Raw genomic sequence first — 22,472 nt, 5'->3', positions numbered from 1 at the left:
GCCTGCCTTACAACAAATTGAACGTGGTCTCTTTTAGGTTCTCCGAATCCAGGCCGATCATCAGCTTGAACTCGCCGGCCTCCGCCGCGTACTTCAGCGACGGGTTGAAGAACTTCAGGTCTTCTTCGGTCAGGGTGAAGCTCACGGATTTTTCTTCGCCGGGGTTCAGCATGACCTTCTGGAAGTTCTTCAGCTCTTTGACCGGACGGCTGATCGATGCGGCGACGTCGCGCAGGTACAGCTGGACCACGGTTTCACCCGCGACCTTGCCGGTGTTCTTGACCATGACGCTGGCGGTCAGCTTGTCCTTGCGGGTCATCTTGTTGATCGACAGGGTGATGTCCGAAACGCTGAACTGCGTGTAGCTCAGGCCATAACCGAACGGGAACAGCGGGCTGGTCGGCTCTTCGAAGTAGTTCGAGGTGTAGTTCGAATCGTTCGGGCGATACGGGCGACCGGTGTTCAGGTGGTTGTAGTAGGCCGGCACCTGGCCCACGGAACGCGGGAAGGTCATCGGCAGTTTGCCGGACGGGTTGTAGTCGCCGAACAGCACGTCAGCCAGGGCATTGCCGCCCTCGGTGCCCAGGAACCAGCTTTCCACCATGGCGTCGGCCAGCTGGTTTTCTTCGCCCAGTGCCAGCGGCCGGCCGTTCATCAGCACCAGCACCAACGGTTTGCCCGTGGCTTTGAGCGCGCGGATCAGGTCCCGTTGACGGCCCGGGATCACCAGGTCGACACGGCTCGCCGCTTCGTGGGACATGTTGCGCGACTCACCGACCACTGCCACCACCACGTCTGCCTGCTGCGCGGCCTTGACGGCTTCGTCGATCATCTCCTGCTCGGGACGCGGGTCGATGGCGATCTGGTCGTCCATCTTGTTCAGGTAAGTGATGGCGTGCTGATTGTCGGTGACGTTGGAGCCCAGCGCATAAACCAGCTTGGCCTTGTCGCCGACCGCCGCCGCAATGCCGTCGTAGGCGTTGACGGTCTGACGCGCCAGACCGGCCGCCGACCAACTGCCCATCATGTCCAGCGAGCTTTTGGCCAACGGACCGATCACGGCGATGGTGCCTTGCTTCTTCAGCGGCAGGGTGTCGTTCTGGTTCTTCAGCAGCACGATGCTCTTGCGCGCAACATCGCGGGCTTCGGCACGGTGCAAACGGTTTTCCGCGTTACGGTCGGCCGGGTCATCCACTGCCGCGCCGATGCGCAGGTTCGGGTTGGCGAACAGGCCCATTTCCCACTTGGCGCCGAGCACTTCACGCACGGCATTGTCGACTTCTTTCTCCGACACTTCGCCGCTCTTTACCAGCCCTGGCAGTTCTTCGCCGTAGGCTTTGTCGTTCATGCTCAGGTCGACACCGGCCTTGATCGCCAGCTTGGCGGCTTCGCGGAAGTCCTTGGCCACGCCGTGGTCGATCAGCTCCTTGATCGCGCCGTGGTCGCTCACGGTCACGCCCTTGAAACCCCAATCCCTGCGCAAGACATCCTGCAGCAGCCAGGCGTTGGCCGTGGAAGGCACGCCGTTGATCGAGTTGAGCGCGATCATCACGCCGCCTGCGCCGGCATCAATGGAGGCGCGATAAGGCGGCAGGTAGTCCTGCTGCATGCGCACCGGGCTCATGTCGACGGTGTTGTAATCGCGACCGCCTTCGACCGCGCCATACAGCGCGAAGTGTTTGACCACCGCCATGATGCTGTTGGGCGCCTGCATGCTGGTGCCCTGAAATGCGCGGGTCATGGTGGCGGAGATACGCGACACCAGATACGTGTCCTCGCCGAAGCCTTCGGAGCTGCGGCCCCAGCGTGCGTCGCGGGTGATGTCGACCATGGGGGCGAAGGTCATGTCCACGCCGTCGGCCGCTGCTTCGATCGCCGACACGCGACCGGTGCGGGTGATGGCGTTCATGTCCCAGGTCGAAGCAAGACCCAGGCTGATCGGGAATACGGTGCGCTGGCCGTGGACGACGTCGTAGGCGAAGAACATCGGGATCTTGTTGCGGCTGTGCCCGGCGGCGTCCTGCATGGCGCGGTTGTCCGGCAGCACCACGGAGTTGAACGTGCCACCAATGCGGCCTGCGGTGATTTCCTTGAGAATTTCCGGCTTGGGCATCTCCGGACCGATGCTGATCAGGCGCAGTTGACCGATCTTCTCGTCGAGGGTCATTTGCTTCATCAGGTTGGCGATGAATGCATTCTTGGCTTGCAGCGTGGAAGCGCTGCCGACGCCAGAGGTGGCGTTTTCAGCCCAGGCGGACTGACTGACCAGGCCGATGACGAGACTCAGTAAACACAGCTTATTCATGAATGGTTTTCTCAAGGCGTTGCCGGCAACTCGCGCGTAATACCGGTCAGCCATTGTTATAGGTGTCGAACCTTTGGTTTTTATTGTCGTCAGGACGGCAACGTCGCTGAACTCCTGCCTCATATGAGCATCAGTAGCGCAACGAGTTTTATCTGATTGTGCCCCGGCAATCCAGAGCCCTGACAACTCGATGGGGCGGGATTATGCCGGGGATCGTCCGGTTTGGCTAAAGTCATGACTGACAGGACTAACTATTGATGAGCACAGGGAGCACGCACGCCATGCAAACAGCGCATTACGACCACAGCCGGGGCAGTCGTTACAAATTGTCACTGGCGTTGATGATGCTACTGACGACCCTGTTGTCCGGCTGCGGGATCAACAACATTCCGACCTACGACGAGCAGGTCAAGGCCGCCTGGGCCCAGGTGCAGAACCAGTATCAGCGCCGCGCCGACCTGATCCCCAACCTCGTGGAAACGGTGAAGGGCTACGCCAGGCAAGAGCAGGACACCCTGACCGCCGTTATCGAAGCGCGGGCCAAGGCGACGTCCATTCAGGTGGATGCCAGCACCCTGAACGATCCGGCCAAACTCAAGCAATTCCAGGATGCACAAGGTCAGCTGACCGGCGCACTGAGCCGTTTGATGGTGGTCTCGGAGCGCTATCCGGACCTGAAATCCAACCAGAACTTCCTCGCGCTGCAATCCCAGCTTGAAGGCACGGAAAACCGCATTGCGGTGGCGCGTCGCGACTTCATCACGGCGGTCGAGCGTTACAACACCGAGATCCGCACCTTCCCGGGCCGTCTGTGGCATTCAGTGATGTACAGCGATCTGCCGGTGCGTCCGAACTTCGAAGCCACTGCCGCTGACGCTGACAAAGCGCCCCAAGTGAAGTTCTGATGGGACGCGCGCGGCGGGGAGTGCTGGTCGCGTTTCTGGCGATGTCGGTGGGTGTGTTTGCCCAGTGGGCGCAAGCCGACCTCACGTTTGCGCCGCTGACCGGGCGTGTCGTCGACACCGCCGGGATGATCGATGGCCCGAGCAAAGAGCATCTTGAACAGATGCTGCGCGCCCACGAAGAGCTGACCACCGAGCAAGTGGTAGTGGTCACCTTGCCGGACCTGCAGGGCTCGACCATTGAGGACTACGGCTATCAGTTGGGTCGTCACTGGGGCATCGGCCAGAAGGGCAAGGACAACGGCGCCCTGTTGGTGGTCGCCCGGGACGAGCGCAAGGTGCGCATCGAAGTGGGTTACGGCCTTGAAGATCGTCTGACCGATGCGCAGTCATCGGTGATCATCAACCAGATCATCACCCCGGCCTTCCGGCAGGGCGATTTTGTCGGCGGTATTACCAAAGGTGCCGAGGCGATGGTCCAGGTGCTCGGCGGCGATCCTCTTGCCGAGCCCGCGGTCGGCGCCACCGGCAGCACTGCGGCGAGCGAGGACGAAGGCGTCGACTGGAGAGTGACACTGCTGTTTCTGGTGTTGTTCGTGGTCATCAGTTACATCAGCGCACGTTCCGGGCGAGGCAGGTCCATCGGCTCCGGGAGCGGCGGAGGCTTCGGCGGTTTCGGTTCCGGCGGCTTGGGCGGCTCAGGCGGCTCAGGTGGTTCGGGCTCGGGCGGTATGCGCGGTGGCGGTGGTGGATTTGGCGGGGGCGGTGCCTCCGGTGGCTGGTAGTCGTTCGCTCAGGAAGGGTTTGCTTGCATGACATTGCTCAATAAAGACGAACAGCAACAGGTGGCCCACGCCATCGAGAGCGTCGAGCGTCAGACCGACGCGGAGCTGGTGACGGTGCTGGCGACCAGTGCCGACGACTACACCTACGTGCCGCTGATCTGGGCCGGGGTCATCGCGCTGCTCGTGCCGGGGCTGATCAACCTGCTGACCGGCTGGCTCAGTGCCAATCATCTGCTGCTGGTGCAGGTCGTCACGTTCATCATGGTGGCGCTGGTGTGCCGGTTGCCCGGCATCACCACGCGGCTGGTGCCTGTTCGCGTGCGCCACTGGAGGGCGGGCAATCTCGCTCGTCGGCAGTTTCTCGAACAGAATCTCCATGCCACCGCCAATGGCACCGGCGTGCTGATTTTTGTCAGCGAGGCCGAGCGTTACGTCGAGATCATCGTCGACGACGGCATCGCCCGGCGTGTGGACAACGAAGTCTGGCGCGGGATGGTCGAGACCTTCACCCGTCAGGTGAAGGACGGCCGGATTCTGGAAGGGTTTGTAGGGTGTGTCCGTTCGTGCGGCGACGTGCTGAGCGAGCACGTCCCTGTGACCGAGGCGCGCAATGAGTTACCGAATCGGTTGGTGGTGCTGGGGTAGGGCGGCCTCACGCCTGCCGATATGATCGTTCCCGCGCTCCGCGTAGGAATGCCTCTTCCGACGCTCCGCGTCATTTAATTGCACCTACTGCTTACGACCCGCCTAAAATAGCGCCTCGCATTTCCGCTCCCGAGGCGCTTTCCGATGTCCGTTACCGCACCCGCCACCGTTCCTGCGCAGGACCACCGCGCTCAGTTCCTGAGTTTGCTGGACACCTGCCTGACGCAAAATTCGCTGATCAAACTGGTGCTGGCCAAGTACGTCGGAAGTGAAGCGGAGTTGCAGCGGGTCATCATCAAGCCCGTCACGGTCAAGGATCAGCCGTGTCTGTCCTTCGTGTATCGCTACAAGACCCGCGACATCACCAAAAATCACCCCCTCGCCGAGGCGCAGGCGCTGATTGCCAGCCTGCTGCCTGAGTCCTTCAAGAACGCTCATCTGCTTTCGCTCACCGATGAAGTGCAGCTGGAGTTCAGCAAGAAGGGCAAGAGCACGCTGTTCCGCAACAAGGCCCAGCAGGAACGCGAAGCCCCGACCGCCGAGCATGACCGCGAGAAGAAGCGTTATCTGGAACTGAGCCGGCCATTCCTGACCGATTTGGGCGTGACCAACAAGCAACACGAGCTGATCCCGGCGATGTCGCGCAAGTGGAAGCAGATCAACAAGTTCATCGAGGTGTTTTCCCACGCGCTGGCGACCTCACCGATCAGGCTGGACGCGCCGGTCACGGTTGCGGATTTCGGTTCGGGTAAGGGCTATTTGACTTTCGCCATTCACGATTACCTGCGCAACACCTTGCAGACCGAAGGCAATGTGACCGGCGTCGAGTTGCGCGAGGACATGGTCACGCTCTGCAACAACGCCGCCGCGCGGCTGGAGCATCCGGGTCTGGTGTTCAAGTGCGGTGACGTGCGTTCGGTGGCGCCCAGCGAACTGGACGTGATGATCGCCTTGCACGCCTGCGACATCGCCACCGACTACGCGATTCACACCGGCATCCGCTCGGGCGCCTCGATCATCATGTGCTCGCCGTGCTGCCACAAACAGATCCGCCTGCAGATCCAGAGCCCGACGCTGCTCAAGCCCATGCTGCAATACGGTTTGCACATGGGCCAGCAGGCCGAAATGGTCACCGATGCCTTGCGCGCATTGCTGCTGGAGGCCTGCGGTTATGAAACCAAGGTCTTCGAGTTCATCTCGCTGGAGCACACCAACAAGAACAAGATGATTCTGGCGGTCAAGCGCGCCGTCCCGGCGAATCCCGCTGAACTGCTGGCGAAGATCCAGGAGCTGAAAGTGTTCTACGGCATTCATGAGCAGTGCCTGGAGGGCTTGCTGCAGGCGGACGGCCTGCTGGGCTAGACGCGAGCGGCAGCCACCGGCTTGGGTGCAATCACAGCGGTTTTGCGTCCGATGGCCAGCGTGACCACGACCCCGGCGGCGAAGATCCAGGTCGTCGGGTCAATGTGCTCGCCGAAAAACAGCGCCGAGAAGGCCATGGTGAAGAACAGCTGCACCAGCTGAATCTGGCTGACCCGCGCGATGCCGCCCATGGCCAGCCCGGCGTACCAGGCGAAGAAGCCGATGAATTGCGAAAACAGTGACACGTACCCGAAGGCCCACCAGGTGCCGGGGGATATCGGGCCCTGATGCTGCCACGCCAGATAGCTGACGGGCACGATCAACACCGGGATTGAAATCACCAGCGCCCAGCAGATCACCTGCCAGCCACCCATCTCCTTTGCCAGACGCCCACCTTCGGCATAACCCAGCCCGCCAATCGCCACCGCGGCGACCATCAGCAAATCACCGGCCTGAAGAGTGCCGGCGCCGCTGATCAGCGCGTAGCCCAGCACCAGAACGCTGCCCATCGCCGCGCAAGCCCAGAAGGCTTTCGACGGACGCTCGTGTGACAGCCAGGCGGCGTAGATGGCGACCAATAGAGGTTGCAGACCATTAACCAGTGCGCCGTGGGAGGCGGGCAGGGTTTTCATGGCCCAGGCCGACAGCACCGGGAACCCGACGATCACCCCCAGCGCGACCACCATCAGCGCCTTGAACTGCGCGCGGGTCGGCCATTTTTCTCTGCGCCACAGCAGTAACGCCACCGCCGGCACCGCCGCACACAGGGCGCGGCCCAGGCCGTTGAGCAAGGGATGGATTTCCTGCACCACGATGCGGGTCATGGGCAACGTCAGGCTGAAGATCACCACGCCGATCAGTCCGAGGGCCATTCCGGTGTTTTCACGAGAGGACATATTGGGTCGTGCCTTGTTCTTGTTGGTGCAAAACGCACGCTCATTCAGCCATAGAACCGGAGTGGCGGCCCTTTACAGATGCGTGCGGAATCGTCCGTACACTTCAAAAGCTTCCCGGCTGAAGCCGGTCCTACTAATCGAACGCGGTTTAGTAGGACAGGCTTTAGCCGTGACAGGTGCATATTGAGTGGGACCGGCTTTAGTCGGGAATCATAGAAAGGGTCGAGGGGGGAAATGCCGTTTTCGAGGATTTTCCGATCGCTCACTGAATCAGCCCAAATGTTGGTGCAAAAGTTGAATGCAACGTTGCTGCAACAGTTTGAAGGTCAAATTGATGCCGTCGAATTCAGCCAGGAGAACCATCGTGTCGGTTATCGAAAAATGGGCGTTGCAGGGTGTCGTGTTATTCCTTTTCGCATGGATGGCAACGGTGGCGGCTCAATGGTCAGGCAGCGTCGTGCACACGACGAGCAGCGACCGACTCGCCGCCCTCAGCAGCATGCGCCTGACCACCGAATCGGTCGCCACCAGCGTCAATAAACACGCGCAGGGTGGGGCAGTGGTGGTGGGGTCATTGTCGGAAGGTAACGAGTAAAGGGCAGGGGCTGGGAAGATTGGAAGCGATAATCCCTCAGCTCTTCTTCAACTCCAATGCTTCCTTCAACCGCGCCACCGGCACCGCAAGCGTTGGATCGCCCAGCGGGTGGGTCGTGGCGTTGAAGAATGTCAGCTCGATGTTCTGCCCTTCAAACAGCTCGCTGTAGCGGCGTTTCTGGTGCTGGATGAAGGCGTCGCTGCGCGGCAACACCGAGATGGCGATGCGCTTGGGACGGGCCTGGAGAATGGCGTTCAGGATGTGTCGATCCTGCTTGCCCAGCGAGTGGCCGAAGACGCACAGCGCGCCCTCATGCTGCGCCAGCTGGGCGTGGCAAAACGACAGATAGTCCGAGCCGCGGATGATCTTCATCTTGTCGTCGCTGCGCCCTTCGCAGACAAACAGCGGCACATCCTCCAGCGCGTTGATCGCGAAGCTACCCAGCAGCGTGCTCTCCGAGGACATCAGCTTGCGCGCCGTGCCATCGAAGTTCTTCACCAGATGCATTCCGCCGTGCAGGTACAAAATGCGCGTTGCGTGGCTGTCGGTGCGGTGCAGGTTGAACATCGCATCGTCGTCGAACAGATCATCGAATGGCTGTGCGCCATGCATCGCCCCCCAGTAAGCGAGCAGGTCGTAATTGGTGGAGTACACCGTCTGGTACTGGCTCAGGGCTTCGCTGATCCTGGCGATGGTCGCCGCTTCCATTAGCCGCCACGGAATATGCGCCGAGCGGATGCCGTGAATCAGGGCTTCCTTGATCGCGAAATAGCGGTTGCGTGGTGATGACGAACCAATCGTCAGCGCCGCATTGACCCGCATGGCAACTTTCAAGCCGCTGAGCACGGGTTCGAAATTCTCCGTTTCCATGGATTTGAACAGCGCCAGCTCGGTGGCGCTCAAGGGTTTGTTGCGCGTGGTCTGCGCCAACTCGAACAGCGAGTCGTAGGCGAAGTTCTTCCACACGGCAAGACTGGCGCCGTTGCCCAACAGCAGTCCCGAGCAGGGATCGGCGGCTTGCAGGGTGTTCCAGTCAGCCAGTTCGGCATCAAAATCCGTGAATTCCATCATCTCGCTTCGCTTTCAGGTGAGCAGGTACTGACCGGACGCCAGAACGGAGGGGACTTATAGAAACCCAGGTCGGCGTTGTCAACGCGGCATGCCGGCCTTGAACGTTTTGAGGAGGGCGCCGCTGGTCTCGGTAACGTCTATAGAGTGAACGGCGGGTGTAAGGTTTTATCCGACAACCCATAACACTCTCTTGAATGAGGGGGAGATCACCATGCATACCGCGATGCTCAGCAAAACGCACTTCAACGGCTACGATGTGATTAACGTAAACAACGGGCCCTGGCGGGTCTGCACCCATCACGACCGATTAGGGTCGTTTTCCACCCGCGAAGAGGCCATGGCATTTGCGGCCTCGCTGCCTGCTTATCAGGAGCGGACGGCGTTAGGGGCGGCCACCAAAGCGCATTAATGATCCGGTTTATCGTTATTTGGGCTCCGGTTTTGCCGGAGCTCAATAAGGCGGATAGGAACTCGTGAACTGCACTATCCGTTTGCGAAGTTTCATGCAGCCTGCACGATTTCGTATTTCCCGTATTTTTATAACTCATTGATTAGTTGGGATTTCTGATACCCCGCTATTACGGCACGCTCGATGCAACGCTAATCACGAACCTGCAGGGTCGGCACTTAGATCGATCCGCTTACCGTGATCCAGAGGAAAAAACATGAACGCCATCGAACTTCTGAAAGCCGACCATGAACGCGTCAAAGCCATTCTGACCCAACTGAGCGAGTCCACGGAGCGCGGTGTGAAAAAGCGCACCGACCTGCTCGCCAAGCTGGAAATGGAAATCACCATCCATACCAGGATCGAAGAAGAAATTCTCTATCCGGCGTTCAAAGAGGCCGGTGGCAAAGAGCAGGACATCATGTACTACGAAGCCAAGGAAGAGCATCGCACTGTCGATGCCCTCGTGCTGCCGGACCTCAAGCAAACCGACCCTGCAACCCCGGAGTTTTCCGGTCGTGTGAAAGTCGTCAAGGAGCTGCTGGAGCACCACATCGAGGAAGAAGAGGAAGAGATGTTCCCGCAAGCTGAGAAGTTGCTGGGCAAGAAGATGCTGGAAGAGCTTGGCGCGCAGATGGAAGCGATGAAGGCTGAATACAAGAAGTCCATGTCGTCGAGCATTGCGGCGTAAGCGCTGATGGAATGATAAAGCCCGGATATTTCCGGGCTTTTTTCTAGGTGATGGTTTATGTGTCTGACAGTCGCCCGGCGCACTTGCTGACATCTTCCCGGCTAAAGCCGGTCCTACATTTAAATCGCATGCATTCAGTTGGACTGGAGGTGGACTCGATTGTAGGACCGGCTTTAGCCGGGAAAGCGTCAGCCGTCACGCTGCAAAACCGATGGCGAACACACTTGCCTCTTCCCGGCTAAAGCCGGTTCCACATTTGAATTGCATGCATTCAGCTGGACTGGCGGTGGCCTCCATTGTGGGACCGGCTTTAGCCGGGAAAGCGTCGGCCGTCACGCTGCAAACCAATGGCGAGCACACTTGCCTCTTCCCGGCTGAAGCCGGTCCTACATTTGAATTGCATGCATTCAGTGGGGCTGGCGGCGCGCTTCATTGTAGGACCGGCTTTAGCCGGGAAGGGGCCAGGCAGCACACTGCAAGACTTTGTATACCCGTGTATCTAGACCCTCTGGCGATACGCGCTGATTTAAAGCTCACCCTCAACGACACATTGCAGATACGTGCAGCGCATTCAATGGTTCGTAGCCAAAGGCCGGGCCAGGCTTTGGCTATCCCGCTCAAGCCCCCGACCACGACTGCACACTGAGGAAGCACCCCATGAACAGAGTCAACGCGTCATTGCTGCTCAGCGTTTTTACGGCGGGCGCCCTGGCACTGGGCGTTGCCAGTGGGGCTCAGGCTGCGCCGGTGAAGAACATCGTGTTGGTGCATGGCGCCTTTGTGAACGGGTCGGGCTGGAAGCCGGTTTACCAGATCCTGCGCAAGGACGGGTACAACGTCTCGATCGCTGAACACCCACTGACGTCGTTCACCGATGACGTGACGGCGGTGAAACGCATCGTTGATCAGCAGGATGGCCCGACGATTCTGGTCGGCCACAGTTATGGCGGCGCAATCATCACGGATGTTGGCAATGACGCCCATGTCGTGGGGTTGGTGTACATCGCCGCCCACGCGCTGGACCAGGGTGAAACCGAAGCGCAGAACGGCAAGCTGTACCCCAATGCCACCAAGGCGGTAAAGAAAACCGTAGACGGGTTCCTGTCCCTCGACCCTGCGTTCTACCCGGCAGACTTCGCGGCTGACCTGCCCAAGGCTCAGGCTGAATTCGAAGCCATTTCCCAGGAGCCGACCGCTGCGTCGGTATTCACCACGCCCGCTGGCGTGCCCGCGTGGAAAACCAAGCCTAGCTGGTACGCAGTGGCCGGGGCAGACCGGATCATCAACCCGGACCTTGAGCGCATGTACGCCAAGCGGGCCAACAGCCACACCATCGAGATCAAAGGCGCCAGCCACTCGGTGTACCAGTCCCGTCCGCAGGAAGTGGCAGCGTTGATCGAACAGGCAGCAGCGCACGCTGCAGATTGAACTAGCCGGTCTACGGCTGAACCTGCGATCGGTGCCAAGCGTTAGTGGTCACCGCGATCCAGCCACGCGCACTGAATCTCACCGGCAAATGAGATCCAGCGGCATCGATTGCAATTGCCCAACAATGGGTCTGGCAAACAGATAGCCCTGCATCAGCTCGACGCCCAGATCCAACAGGGCGTCGCGCTCCTCGTGGGTTTCGATGCCCTCGGCGACAACGGTGATGCCAATACGCTTGGAAACCAACACGATCCCTTCAACAATTGCCCGACGCACGGCGTCCTGGTCGATGCTTCGGGTCAGTGCCATGTCGATTTTCAAGACGTGTGGCTGAAACATCGCCAGCATATTGAGGCCGGAATAACCTGATCCGAAATCATCGATGGCGGTGGTGAAGCCTTGCCGCGCGTACTCTTCAAAAATGGATTTGAGATGATTCGGGTCTTCGACGCGCTCACCTTCGGTGACTTCGAACATGAGCCGATCCACCGGAAAATCGAAGGTCCTGGACGCTTCAAGCGTTGCACGAATGCAGGTCTCGGCGCGATACACCGCGTTAGGCAGAAAATTGATACTGAGCTTGCAGTCTGGAATCGCGGGCAGTCCCAGCTGGGTCGCGAGCTCAATGGCCCGGACCCGGCACGCCTGGTCGAACCGATAACGGTTGCCGTCGTTGACCTGGCCCAGGATGAAAGCAGCAGACTCACCGTTGACACCCCGTACCAGCGCCTCGTAGGCGAACGGCGCTCCGGTGGTGACGTTGAAAATAGGTTGGAACGCCATGGTGAAGTCGAAACCCAGCGCTTCCAGATTTCGACATTCAGCGCAGCCAATGGATTCGAAGGTTGCCAGGGGTATGCGTTGCATGATCGTCAGTGCCTTGAGAGTTCGTCGGTCGATGTGTGGATTTTGAGCGACTGGTTTCTCTGTATCGGCAGCGTGGGTGAAAACTGTGCTGCGGAATTTCAGCAGGGGATCAGCGGTAACGAAATCGATGCATGAGAGGGGGAGGTCTGACTCGGTCTTTTAGAAGTCAAGGGCAAGAACCGAGGTTGATTCAGAGAGAGGGGGGGCGGCTGAAAGGCCCGGAAACACTGGGGAAGATGGAGCGGGTAGAGGGAATCGAACCCTCAACTAAAGCTTGGGAAGCTTTCGTTTTACCACTAAACTATACCCGCTTTTAACTCGACGCCTTTGGAGCGGCTGACTTTGTACCAGATGCGGCGGGTTAATTGAAGCGTTAAATGCCGCACCGACCAAATGCCGTGTGGCCGACGCCTGATTCGCCTTCCGATGGCACTCATCAGGGTCTGCAGCAAACCAGTGCTTCCCCGTCTTCTGCCCTTTCTTCTCCCATTCCTGTTACACCGCAAACGCCTGTTGCGACTGCCCCGTTCTGTAATGAACGCGCCGGGGTTCGGGTGCGGGCTTCAGAAACCCATGCAGCGCATTTTTTGATGCCAGGCACGCCGCCTTGTTCTCCATGTCCAGAAAGTGCCCGGCATTCTGCAGTGTGGTGAAGTGGCAGTCGCGGATGTAGTGGGCGAAGTGGCGGGCGTCGGCAGCCGAGGTGTACTCGTCCCACGCGCCGTTCATGAACAGCACCGGCACGTTGATGCGCTTGGCCGCTTTCATCTGAGGATGATTGCTCGCGTCCAACACATGATCAATGTGGTGGTGCATCTGCGCGTACTCGTGCAAATCCAGGGAGCTGACGTGCTTGTGGTTGTAGCGCTTGAACAGCGAGGGCAGGTGTTTGCCCAACGTGCTGTTGAGCAACTCCCCGACGCCGTGACGATTGTAAGTGCCGAAGTGTTGCCGGCCGCGCTCGAGATAGTCGCGCAGCGGGTCGCTGATGACGGGGGAGAACGAGCTGATCACGGCCTTTTCGATACGCTTGGGCCGGTGGGCCAAGGCGACCAGCGCCGCCGCGCCACCCCATGAGAACGACATCAGGAGTTCGGCGTTGAAATGGTCGATGAGCTCCAGAAGCAGCTGGCCTTCAAGCTCTTTGGTCAGCGGGCGTTCATGGGCGTTGTGGGGTTTTGATTTGCCGGCGTAAGGCGGGTCGTACAGCACGACGTTGAATTGCGGATGAAGGTTGCGCACGGTCTGAGCGAAGGAGGTGGTCGTGGCGAGTGAGCCGTTGACCAGAATGATGGTCTTCTCGGCGGCGTCTGCCCGATAGAGCTCCGTGTAAACCCGGAACTGGCCCTGTATATCCAGCACAGCGATTTCTGGTCTCATCTCCATGTCTCCTGACGAAAAAACGGGGTGCGCATAGACACGTTGCACGCGTTTCGTGACAGGTAGGCAATTCGACACAGGTTTCAGACCAACGCGATTTCATCGGCACTCAGGGCTCTGTACTGCCCCGGCTCCAGCGCGGAGTCGAGCATCAGTGGCCCCATGCTCTCGCGGTGCAGCCGGGTCACCTTGTTATCGAAGTGACCGAACATGCGCTTGACCTGATGGTAACGCCCTTCGACGATGCTCAACCGGGCGCGATGACTGCCGAGAATCGTCAGCTCGGCGGGTTGTGTCGTCAGGTTCTCGAACGCGAAATAAAAACCTTCTGTGAATTTCTCGATGTAATGCGCGCCGATTTCGTCTTCGGTTTCAACGTAGTAAACCTTCGCCAGCTTGGTGGTCGGTTGCGTCAGGCGGCGCGACCACTGGCCATCGTTGGTGATCAGCGTCAGCCCGGAGGTGTTGAAATCCAGACGGCCAGCGATGTGCAGATCGTCTTTGTCGGGTTCATCAAGCAGGTCGAGCACGGTGGGGTGCTGCGGATCGACGGTCGCGCTGACGCAGCCCTGGGGCTTGTGCAGCATGAAATACCGAGCGGGTTTGCCGAGCTGAAGGACTTCGTCGTCGATCCGCACCTGACTGAATTCGCGGACCTCATGCAGCGGGTCTTTTACCGGCAACCCGTCGACCTGCACGCGGCCTGCGATCAGCACCAGGCGCACGTCTTTGCGGCTGAAACGCGGCAGGTTGCTGAGGAAACGGTCAAGACGCATCGCGACGCTTCGCCTCAACGCCTGCGCATTGCGGGCAAAGACACGCTTGTCCACGCACCGCTTCGGGCAACGCTGCCAATACCTCAGGATCGATGGCGACGGTAAAACACCAGCAGGCTTGATCCACTGTGCGCGGATCAGCCAGGGTGCAGCGGTTACTGGCGCCGCACACGGGGCAAGTGCTCGTGTCGATGATGTGAGTGTCCATGTAAGGCACGGCCTCTGGGTGTCTCTGATGATCGACGCAGTGGCAGGCGCCGAACAGCGCCTTCGTTGCGCGTGCGATCAGGGTTTACGCGGGTGTGTAACGCCGCCAATGCTAGCGCGCGGCCTTGTCTCGCGCCATGAGCATGTGATCTCCGGCAACGCGCCTACGGGGTAATCGGCGACTGGCCCTGGGGTGCTACAAAAGAAGGGGAGCGCCCCAGCATTGATCCCACGGCAGGGCAGCGGCAATGCACCAGCAGGATGTTGTCGTAATGAATCCCTTGCCGATGCAACTCCCCGAACAGGTCCTGCAGGGTCGGGTTGGTCATGCCAAACCGGTTGCGCACGGTCAGCACATCCATGGGCGTCGCAGGGAGCGGGCTCGGTAACGGAGGTTGGTGACTGTTGCGCACGATCTGGCTGATGTCGCGATAACTTTCGTAGTGTTCGCTCTGGAATTTCGCGAGGGTGTAGTTTTTTATGCGCCCCGGCAAAGTCGTACCCGCCATCAGCGTGTCCCGCACCAGAAAGCCCGGAAAGGGCCCGACATCCGGGCCGGGCAACGTCTGAGCGCTGTTCAGCATCGCGTAGGGACGCACCGACTGGCTGGCGATCCGGTGCAGCATCGGGTCAACCAGTTCATGGCCGTGGGGCGCGAAGGTTCGCAGTTCAGTACCGTTGGGAATCGCTGTCGTCCGCGTCCATGGCAAGTAGTAACCATGGCTGCTGACGACCAGCGTGCGTGCCTGGGTGCGGTCCGATGTCCACAGCAGAAATTTGCGTCCCAGCTTCCACACCTGAACCGCTGAAGTACCGAATTCGGCGTTGCCCGCCACGCGCCATGTCTTCATCAGTCCAGCCCCATTGAAAAACGCCTTGAGCAGCGTTTTGCGCGGCTGGGTCGAACGTCGCAGCCAGTCCCCGAAACGACGGGCAGGCAGAGCGGACTGGCCTCGCGTAAGCCCCTGTCGAAGTCCCCGCCCAAGCCCTCGGCTCAGGGCAGCAGTCGGCGCTGCGAGCTTGCTGAACGCCTGGAAAAGTCGTGGCGTGGCCGGCGCCATGTGCAACAGCCCCAGGGACAGAATGGCGAACATCACCTGGCGCCGTTCTTCCTGACGGTCGCCGGGGAGATTGGCGGCCTGAATATTCAATGCAACGCTGGCCGCGCTGGCCGTCAGCGCCGCAATCGAGGTCGCCGGCAGTAGGAGGGCCATCGGCGCCAGCAGCAATTGCAGGCGATTGAGGTGTTGAATCCAGGCGCCGAGTGCCTGCTCGCGGTCGGTCACGATGCTGTCCTCGGCGTCGTACTGGCTGTTAAGACGCAGGCTTTCACAGATAAATCCCATGGGCGAGCCGGACACTTCCTGCTCGCACAATTGACGCTGCCGGGCCGCATGGCTATCCGGGTTATACAGCGGCTCGGTCCAGGGGCGCAGGGTCGAAACCGGTTCTGCTGGCGCACGAACCCCGCCCCACAGTTCGAGGATATAGCTGAGCCTGGCGTGAAAACGGCGCGGCATGTAGTTGAGCACTGTCTCGCGCCATGCTGGGTTTGCAGCGGCGGCGGTCAGATGGTCGACGAGCTGCTGACGATCGCTGAATGGCACGAAGGGCGTGGACTGCCCGGCCTGATAAAGCACCCCGCCTTCTCTGTGTGTAGCGCTCATCACCAGCAAGCCGACGCAGGGAGGGCAATCAGAACTCAGTGGCAGGCCATTGCTGACGTAAAAGCCCACAGCGCTCCAGCGGATGCGGGCCGTCACGGAAAGCGGCGCCTGCGGCACATGCACCTGTTGAGCCTGCTCTACGGCATCGATGACCATCTGGAAACTGTCCATGGAAAGATCGCCGCTTTTGAGGGCCACCAGCGCCTGGCCGACGAACGTCGACCAGAGCGAGCGCTCGACGTCGGCGTGTTGCTGCTGCCAGAACTGGTCGAGTCGGCGCCGCATGAGTCCGAGAAAGTCGATGCCTTGAATGTACGCCTCGACGCTGGCCGCGCTGATATTCAACTCCGCCTCGGTCGACCACGTCCCTTGGCCGCTCGTGTCTGCATACACGACCCAGCGACCGCCTTCGTCATCGTACCCCTGAGGCTGACGCGCCCTGAACCGGCTGATCAGTGCCTGACCCAGCGTGACGGGCGTTTCATCCGGCGTGACGATCACGTTCGCCGCCGCAATCCGCGGGTGACCCCAAGGCGTCCTCGACGTGCCGGGCAGGTAACGGATGAACACCCGCTGCGGGTCTGTGATCAGCGTGTGCGTTTTCCTCAACGGCACCCGATTGGGCCGGGGAGACATCTGCCTCAGCCACTGGCCCATGAGCCGGTTTGCAACCCCGAGGGGCGTAGGGATTCGCGCCAGCAATGGCTCATGGTGCTGCCAGTAATCGAGGGCGCTGACCACTGCCAGCGCTGGCTCGATGGGCATGAGCGCCGCGTGGTCGTCGTCGATGAGTGCGTCGGGCGATTCAACTGCGTCGCTGCCGGTCAGTCGTGCTGCCCAGAACCGTTGCTGGGCGACACGCAGTTGAGTGAACGCGTCGTCCGAGGGAGCGGTCAGCGTGAGGAGGGTCTGCGCGCTCTCGAGGGAGAGATTCAGCCGATGCCAGGCCGATGCGTTGATCGCCTGCAGCACCTCATCCGCCTTCCAGGGCGCGTCATCGCTGATGTACTCATGGCAGTGAGGCGCGCTGCCCAGCACATGGACATAGCAATGCCCCGTGGTGTTGGATCGTACGTGGAAGATACCGGGGATGATCTCGCCGTTCAGCGCCAGTCCGCGCACGACCGAGCGTGCCGGCGGCCTTATCGGCTGCAGCTCCCGAATGTGTTGCGGGAAACGTGTGAGCCCCAGCGCATCGAGCGCCAGCAGATGGCCCTCGTTATCGATGCGCTTGCGCGAATGCAAACGGGTCAGGCCATCGAGAAACGCCAGCTTGGCGAGCATCTCCCATGCAGTACCGTGCCGCTCCCAGAACCGACGCTGCATCTGCGCATGTTCCAGCGTCCATCGGGCTTTCAAGAGCAACTCGAAAAACACCGAGACGGTCAGGGACGGCGTTGAGGCCGACAGCGGGCGATCAGGCTCGGCGCAGCGCCGAAGTGCGAGCAACCCGGGCGGGTTCAGCACTTCCCGGCCCAGCTCGCGCAACGTCAGGCGCAACTCGAAACGCTCCCGGCCGTCTGCCTCCACGGCTGGCTCCAGCGCGGTGCTAAAACTGACCTCCAGCTCATCAAGGTCAATGGGCGCGCCAAATCTGGCCTGCAGCGTTTCCTTCAGCCTCTGGTCCAGATGGCGGACGACCGAGGGCGGAAACTCCAGATCGAGGTGCCAGGCCTTCAGCACCCAGACCGATCCGTAGAACAACTCAGCGACCGGGCTGACGGCCTGGCGCATCAATCTTTTGTGGTTGAGCGTGTGAGGTTGGGCGGGCGCGACGGCGCTGGGCTCCAGGGATTGTGCCGGGCGCACGCGCTCCGCGAACGGTGAAACGCTGAAAGCGCTGCCATGGGGCAGGCTGTCGTTGGAGCTCAGATCAAGGCTGCTCGCGGGATGGGAGCTGCTGCTGTCGTTCATGGAAAATCGCGCCACGTGGAAAGGTGCCCACTATGGCGCGATGTCGGATTGCAATGGCGGTATCTATGTATTGCGTATGCGACCGTGTTTTATGCCTTTAGGAAGCTACGAGCGGTAAGCCCCAAGCGGCAACCGCGCTAATCAGCCGGCGTCCAGTACGACGACGCGTTGCCCGGCGCGGACGGCTGAGCCGGGTTGCACGCGTACGTCGCTAACCACACCGGCGTGGGGCGCCAGCAGCGGGATCTCCATCTTCATCGACTCCAGAATCACCAGCGTTTCCCCCGCCTCAACGCGCTGGCCGACGCTGACCTGCACCTGCCAGAGATTGCCGGCAATGTGGCTGTCGATGCTGGTCTGCCCATCTTGCAGCGAGGCTTCTTGCGTGGATTCGGCCACCGCTTCGTCGCTTTCGAACGAGGCCTGACCGTTGGCAATCCAGCGCTCGCGCTCGGCGTTGAACGCGCTCTGCTGCTGGTTGCGGAATGCCGCGATGCTCTGCGCCTCGTCCGCCAGAAAGGCCTGATAGTCCGTGAGATTGAGCGTGCTGTGCTCGATCTGCAGCGGGTATCGACCGAGGGGGAAATCGCGGCGGATGGTCAGCAGCTCGTCGGCGCTGACAGGATAGAAGCGGATCTGGTCGAAAAACCGCAGCAGCCACGGTTTGCCATCGAACGCGGCCACCGCGCGGTAGCGGTTCCACATCTGCAACGTGCGGCCCACGAACTGATAGCCGCCGGGGCCTTCCATGCCGTAGACGCACATGTACGCGCCGCCGATGCCGACGGAGTTTTCAGCGGTCCAGGTCCGCGCCGGGTTGTATTTGGTGGTGACCAGACGATGTCGGGGATCCAGCGGCGTGGCGACCGGCGCGCCGAGGTAGACGTCGCCCAGCCCCATCACCAGATAGCTGGCGTCGAAGACGGTGCGGTGCACTTCCTCCAGATTTGGCAGGTCATTGATGCGGCGAATGAATTCCAGGTTGCTCGGGCACCAGGGCGCGTCCTTGCGCACGGTGGTCATGTACTTTTCGATGGCCAACTGACAGGCCGGATCGTCCCAGGACAGCGGCAGATGAACGATGCGCGACGGCACTTCCAGATTCTTGCTGGCGCAGACGCCGCCCCACTCGCCGGCGACCACATCGAGCAGCGTGTTCAACGGCAGTTGCTCGGGCTGGTAATGCACCTGCAGTGAACGAATGCCCGGTGTCAGGTCGATCACCCCGGTGAGCTGCTTGCTTTCCAGCGCCTGCATCAGCGCATGGCCGCGGAAGCGCAGCACCAGGTCGAGTTCCGGCGCGCCGATTTCAAGCAGCAGGTGCGTGTCGCCGGACAGGCGGGCGACTAGGCGGGTGTCGTCTTTGCCGATGTCCAGCACAACCGGCGAGATCAACGCTACACCCTGTAGGAGCGCGCTTGCCCGCGAATGCAATGGCTCGGGCGCCAGACATTCATCGGATGTACCGGCTTCTTCGCGGGCAAGCGCGCTCCTGCCGAAAATCGTGCGGGCCGCTTCGACGCTGACCGGATAAAACCGCACCTTGTCCCCGGCCTTGAGCTGCCCCAGCTGCCACAGATCCGCCTCGATGATCGTCACCGGGCAGACAAATCCGCCCAGGCTCGGCCCGTCCGGGCCGAGGATCACCGGCATGTCCCCGGTGAAATCCACCGCGCCGATGGCGTACGGATTGTCATGAATGTTCGACGGGTGCAGACCCGCTTCGCCGCCGTCTGCGCGTACCCATTCAGGCTTCGGCCCGATCAGGCGCACGCCGGTGCGGCTGGAGTTGAAATGCACTTCCCAGTGGGTGGCAAAGAAAGTCTCGATATAGCGCTCGGTGAAGTATTCCGGCGCGCCGTGGGGGCCATAGATCACCCGGATATCGCGCACTTGCTGCAGCTCGGCGATTTCCGTTAGCGCCAACTGTTCGCCTGCGCTGCGGTCCACCAGCGGCGCGACATGCAGCACGTCCCCCGCACGTAACGCCCGTCCGCCGTGCCCGCCAAACTGGCCGAGCGTGAACGTGCTTTTGCTGCCCAGATAATCCGGCACGTCCAGCCCGCCCCGCACGCACAGATAACTGCGGGCGCCGGCGCCAGCGATGGTGCCGAGCACCAACGTCGATCCAGCAGAAACAAGCAACGACTGATTCATCGGCTGCGCGTCCCCATCCAGCGTCAGCGGAATGACCGCGCCCGTCACGGCAATCACAGCATCGGTGTTAAAGCGCAGCGTCGGCCCGGTCATGGTGATTTCCAGCGCGGCGCATCCTTCAGCGTTACCCACCAGAACATTACCCAGACGCAACGATCGACTGTCCATCGGACCGGACGGCGGCACGCCCACCGCCCAGTAGCCCAGACGCCCCGGATAATCCTGAACGCTGGTCTGGGTGCCGCCGCTCAGGACCTCAAGCGTGTCGGCGCGATAGGTCAGCCCCTCAAGACACCGGGTCCACGGCTGACCGCTGGCGAACGGCACATCCGCGATGATCTGCCGCACGTAGTCGCGATTGGTCTCGATGCCGTAAAGCCGCGTTTCACTCAGGGCCTGGGCCAGACCGTCGCTGGCGGACGCTCTGTCCGCCGCCCAGCTGATGACTTTGGCGATCATCGGATCGAAGAACGGCGGAATCTCGCACCCGGCCTCGATCCACGTGTCGATGCGCAGGTGTTTGCCGTCGGCGGCGGGGAAGTGCACCGAGGTCAGCAAGCCCGGACAGGGCTGAAAATCCCGCCCCGGGTCTTCGGCGTACAAACGCGCCTGAATCGCATGGCCGACGGGCTGTAAACCCGCGCGCAGTTCAACGAGCGGCGGCAGATCGCCGGCCGCAAGCTGAATCATCCAGCTCACCAGGTCCACACCCCAGACCTGCTCGGTCACACCGTGCTCGACCTGCAAGCGGGTATTCACTTCCAGAAAGTAGAACCGCTGGTCGTCGCTGTCGAAGACGAACTCCACGGTGCCGGCGCTGCGGTAGTTGACCGCTTTCGCCAGCTTTATCGCGGAGGCACACAGCTCATCGGCCATGCCGCTGGGCAGGTTCGGCGCGGGGGTTTCTTCGAGGACTTTCTGATTGCGGCGCTGCACCGAGCAATCGCGCACGCCGAGGGCGATCACGTCGCCACAACCGTCGCCGAACACCTGCACCTCAAGATGACGGGCGCGCTGGATGTACTTCTCGATGAACACGCCGGCGTCGCTGAAGTTGTTCTGGCCCAGTCGCTTGACGGCCTCGAACGACTCGCTCAGCTCGCTGGCGCTGCTGCACACGCGCATGCCAATGCCGCCGCCGCCCGCCGTGCTTTTCAGCATCACCGGGTAGCCAATGGATTCTGCGGCGGTCAAGGCGTCTTCAAGGCTGTCCAGCAGTTCGGTGCCTTCGAGCATCGGCACGCCGTGCTGTTTCGCGAGGGCGCGGGCGGTGTGCTTGAGGCCGAAGACCCGCAGTTGCTCAGGTGTCGGGCCGACGAAGGCGATGCCGGCGTCTTCACAGGCCTGGGCGAAGGCCGCGTTTTCGGACAAAAAGCCGTAACCCGGATGGATCGCTTTGGCGCCCGTGGATTGAGCGATGGCGAGAATCTTGTCCACCGCCAGGTAGGTGCCCCCGGCGCCGCCTTCACCCAGGCTGTGGGCTTCATCGGCTTGCAGGATGTGCAGACTGGCAGCGTCCGCTTCGGCGTACACCGCGACGCCGCCGACCTGCAGGTCGCGAAGGGTACGCAGGATGCGGCAGGCGATGGCGCCGCGGTTGGCAATCAGCAGTTTGTCGAACATGGCATAGACCCCGGGGACCGATAGCGATCAACCCCACACTGGGTAGCGGGCCGTCCCGCTGTTGTACGCGTTGCACGAAGGCCGTCCCTCGCGCCGAAGCCTTGAACCCTTGAAACTGTGGTCAGCGGTCAGTCCCAGACGAGCAGTTCAGCCGGCGTCGGGTTGTAGCCGTTGCACGGGTTGTTCAGTTGCGGGCAGTTGGAGATCAGCACGATCACGTCCATCTCGGCGCGCAGTTCGACGTACTTGCCGGCGCCGGAAATGCCGTCTTCGAAGGTCAGCCCGCCGTCTGCCGTGACCGGCACGTTCATGAAGAAGTTGATGTTCGGGCTGATGTCGCGCTTGCCCAGCCGACCGTCATGGATGCAGGCGCGCAGGTAGCTGTCGCGGCAGCTGTGCATGTGCTTCTTTTCCAGCGCATAACGCACGGTGTTGCTCTCCTGGGCGCAGGCGCCGCCGAGGGTGTCGTGGCGTCCGCAGGTGTCTTCGACGATGGTCAGCATCGGCTTGCCCAGGTTCGAATAAAGGACACTGCCCTTGCTCAGGTAGACGTTGTTCTGCCGGCGCAACGTGCGTTGCACGTCATAGCGTTCGCGAGGGTTGGCGAGGCTGTAAAACAGCGTGTCGACCGCCTGATTGCCTTCGAGGTCGAGCAGGCGCAGGGTTTGCCCGGCCTTGAGTTCGGTCAGGGAGGGCTCGCCTGCCGGGATGTGGGTGATGGAAACGGGGGCAGAGGTCATGGTGTTAGTCATA

Annotated in this window: 18 protein-coding genes and 1 tRNA gene; 8 read left to right on the top strand and 11 right to left on the bottom strand. The window is 61.2% G+C overall.

Annotation, left to right across the window (positions count from 1 at the left end; genetic code table 11):
- Positions 1-7 precede the first annotated feature (7 nt).
- The gene (bglX, locus tag L4G42_RS10275; RefSeq protein WP_237250418.1) at positions 8-2,305 is read right to left on the bottom strand and encodes a beta-glucosidase BglX; all 2,298 of its coding nucleotides are present in this window, start codon (positions 2,303-2,305) and stop codon (positions 8-10) included.
- 281 nt (positions 2,306-2,586) lie between these two features.
- On the opposite strand from bglX, the gene L4G42_RS10270 reads away from it, so the two are divergent.
- The 4 genes from L4G42_RS10270 to L4G42_RS10255 all read left to right on the top strand — a co-directional run bounded on the left by L4G42_RS10270 (position 2,587) and on the right by L4G42_RS10255 (position 5,999).
- Complete coding sequence (locus L4G42_RS10270) at positions 2,587-3,210, top strand: LemA family protein (protein WP_237250417.1); 624 nt, start codon at positions 2,587-2,589, stop codon at positions 3,208-3,210.
- Complete coding sequence (locus tag L4G42_RS10265; protein ID WP_237250416.1) at positions 3,210-3,992, top strand: TPM domain-containing protein; 783 nt, start codon at positions 3,210-3,212, stop codon at positions 3,990-3,992. The genes L4G42_RS10270 and L4G42_RS10265 overlap by 1 nt, the downstream gene beginning before the upstream one ends.
- Positions 3,993-4,019: 27 nt before the next feature.
- Positions 4,020-4,637: a TPM domain-containing protein gene (locus L4G42_RS10260; protein WP_237250415.1), complete on the top strand. Its 618-nt coding sequence runs from the start codon at positions 4,020-4,022 to the stop codon at positions 4,635-4,637.
- A 144-nt stretch (positions 4,638-4,781) separates the two neighbouring features.
- Positions 4,782-5,999 (top strand): class I SAM-dependent methyltransferase, encoded by a 1,218-nt coding sequence (locus L4G42_RS10255; RefSeq protein WP_237250414.1) that lies wholly within the window; start codon positions 4,782-4,784, stop codon positions 5,997-5,999.
- Here L4G42_RS10255 and L4G42_RS10250 read toward each other — a convergent pair.
- Complete coding sequence (locus L4G42_RS10250; RefSeq protein WP_237250413.1) at positions 5,996-6,895, bottom strand: DMT family transporter; 900 nt, start codon at positions 6,893-6,895, stop codon at positions 5,996-5,998. The two genes, L4G42_RS10255 and L4G42_RS10250, sit on opposite strands and share 4 nt — an antisense overlap.
- Positions 6,896-7,259: 364 nt before the next feature.
- Here L4G42_RS10250 and L4G42_RS10245 point away from each other — a divergent pair, with 364 nt between their 5' ends.
- Positions 7,260-7,490 carry a hypothetical protein gene (locus tag L4G42_RS10245; protein WP_237250412.1) on the top strand — a complete coding sequence of 77 codons (231 nt, stop codon included), beginning with the start codon at positions 7,260-7,262 and terminating at the stop codon, positions 7,488-7,490.
- A 36-nt stretch (positions 7,491-7,526) separates the two neighbouring features.
- On the opposite strand, the gene L4G42_RS10240 is transcribed toward L4G42_RS10245, so the two are convergent.
- Positions 7,527-8,561 carry a DUF4917 family protein gene (locus tag L4G42_RS10240; RefSeq protein WP_237250411.1) on the bottom strand — a complete coding sequence of 345 codons (1,035 nt, stop codon included), beginning with the start codon at positions 8,559-8,561 and terminating at the stop codon, positions 7,527-7,529.
- A gap of 211 nt (positions 8,562-8,772) precedes the next feature.
- Here L4G42_RS10240 and L4G42_RS10235 point away from each other — a divergent pair, with 211 nt between their 5' ends.
- From L4G42_RS10235 to L4G42_RS10225, 3 genes are all read left to right on the top strand, one after another.
- Complete coding sequence (locus L4G42_RS10235) at positions 8,773-8,970, top strand: SPOR domain-containing protein (protein ID WP_237250410.1); 198 nt, start codon at positions 8,773-8,775, stop codon at positions 8,968-8,970.
- Positions 8,971-9,226: 256 nt separating this feature from the next.
- A complete protein-coding gene (locus L4G42_RS10230; protein ID WP_237250409.1) occupies positions 9,227-9,700 on the top strand; it encodes a hemerythrin domain-containing protein in 474 nt (157 codons plus the stop codon).
- Between the two features lie 657 nt (positions 9,701-10,357).
- A complete protein-coding gene (locus tag L4G42_RS10225) occupies positions 10,358-11,128 on the top strand; it encodes an alpha/beta hydrolase (RefSeq protein WP_237250408.1) in 771 nt (256 codons plus the stop codon).
- A 78-nt stretch (positions 11,129-11,206) separates the two neighbouring features.
- Here L4G42_RS10225 and L4G42_RS10220 read toward each other — a convergent pair whose 3' ends face one another.
- The 8 genes from L4G42_RS10220 to L4G42_RS10185 all read right to left on the bottom strand — a co-directional run bounded on the left by L4G42_RS10220 (position 11,207) and on the right by L4G42_RS10185 (position 22,471).
- Complete coding sequence (locus tag L4G42_RS10220) at positions 11,207-11,995, bottom strand: EAL domain-containing protein (protein WP_237250407.1); 789 nt, start codon at positions 11,993-11,995, stop codon at positions 11,207-11,209.
- A gap of 237 nt (positions 11,996-12,232) precedes the next feature.
- Positions 12,233-12,306: transfer RNA gene (locus L4G42_RS10215), tRNA-Gly, on the bottom strand.
- A 184-nt stretch (positions 12,307-12,490) separates the two neighbouring features.
- Positions 12,491-13,375 carry an alpha/beta fold hydrolase gene (locus tag L4G42_RS10210; protein WP_237250406.1) on the bottom strand — a complete coding sequence of 295 codons (885 nt, stop codon included), beginning with the start codon at positions 13,373-13,375 and terminating at the stop codon, positions 12,491-12,493.
- 83 nt (positions 13,376-13,458) lie between these two features.
- Entirely contained in the window at positions 13,459-14,151 is a 693-nt protein-coding gene (locus L4G42_RS10205) for a pseudouridine synthase (RefSeq protein ID WP_237250405.1), read from the bottom strand.
- The gene (locus L4G42_RS10200; RefSeq protein WP_237250404.1) at positions 14,141-14,359 is read right to left on the bottom strand and encodes a cysteine-rich CWC family protein; all 219 of its coding nucleotides are present in this window, start codon (positions 14,357-14,359) and stop codon (positions 14,141-14,143) included. The genes L4G42_RS10205 and L4G42_RS10200 overlap by 11 nt, the downstream gene beginning before the upstream one ends.
- Positions 14,360-14,522: 163 nt before the next feature.
- Positions 14,523-17,939, bottom strand: coding sequence for a dermonecrotic toxin domain-containing protein (locus L4G42_RS10195; RefSeq protein ID WP_237250403.1), 3,417 nt, complete (start codon positions 17,937-17,939; stop codon positions 14,523-14,525).
- 141 nt (positions 17,940-18,080) lie between these two features.
- Positions 18,081-21,719, bottom strand: a complete 3,639-nt coding sequence (gene uca / locus L4G42_RS10190; protein WP_237260797.1) for an urea carboxylase — start codon at positions 21,717-21,719, stop codon at positions 18,081-18,083.
- Between the two features lie 128 nt (positions 21,720-21,847).
- On the bottom strand, positions 21,848-22,471 hold the full coding sequence (locus L4G42_RS10185; RefSeq protein WP_237250401.1) for an urea amidolyase associated protein UAAP2: 624 nt from the start codon (positions 22,469-22,471) through the stop codon (positions 21,848-21,850).
- Position 22,472: the final 1 nt, after the last annotated feature.

The organism is Pseudomonas petrae, assembly GCF_021728295.1.
GTDB lineage: Bacteria > Pseudomonadota > Gammaproteobacteria > Pseudomonadales > Pseudomonadaceae > Aquipseudomonas > Aquipseudomonas petrae.
The sequence above is the reverse complement of the archived record's forward strand: the minus strand, read 5'-3'. Positions and strand labels throughout refer to the sequence as shown.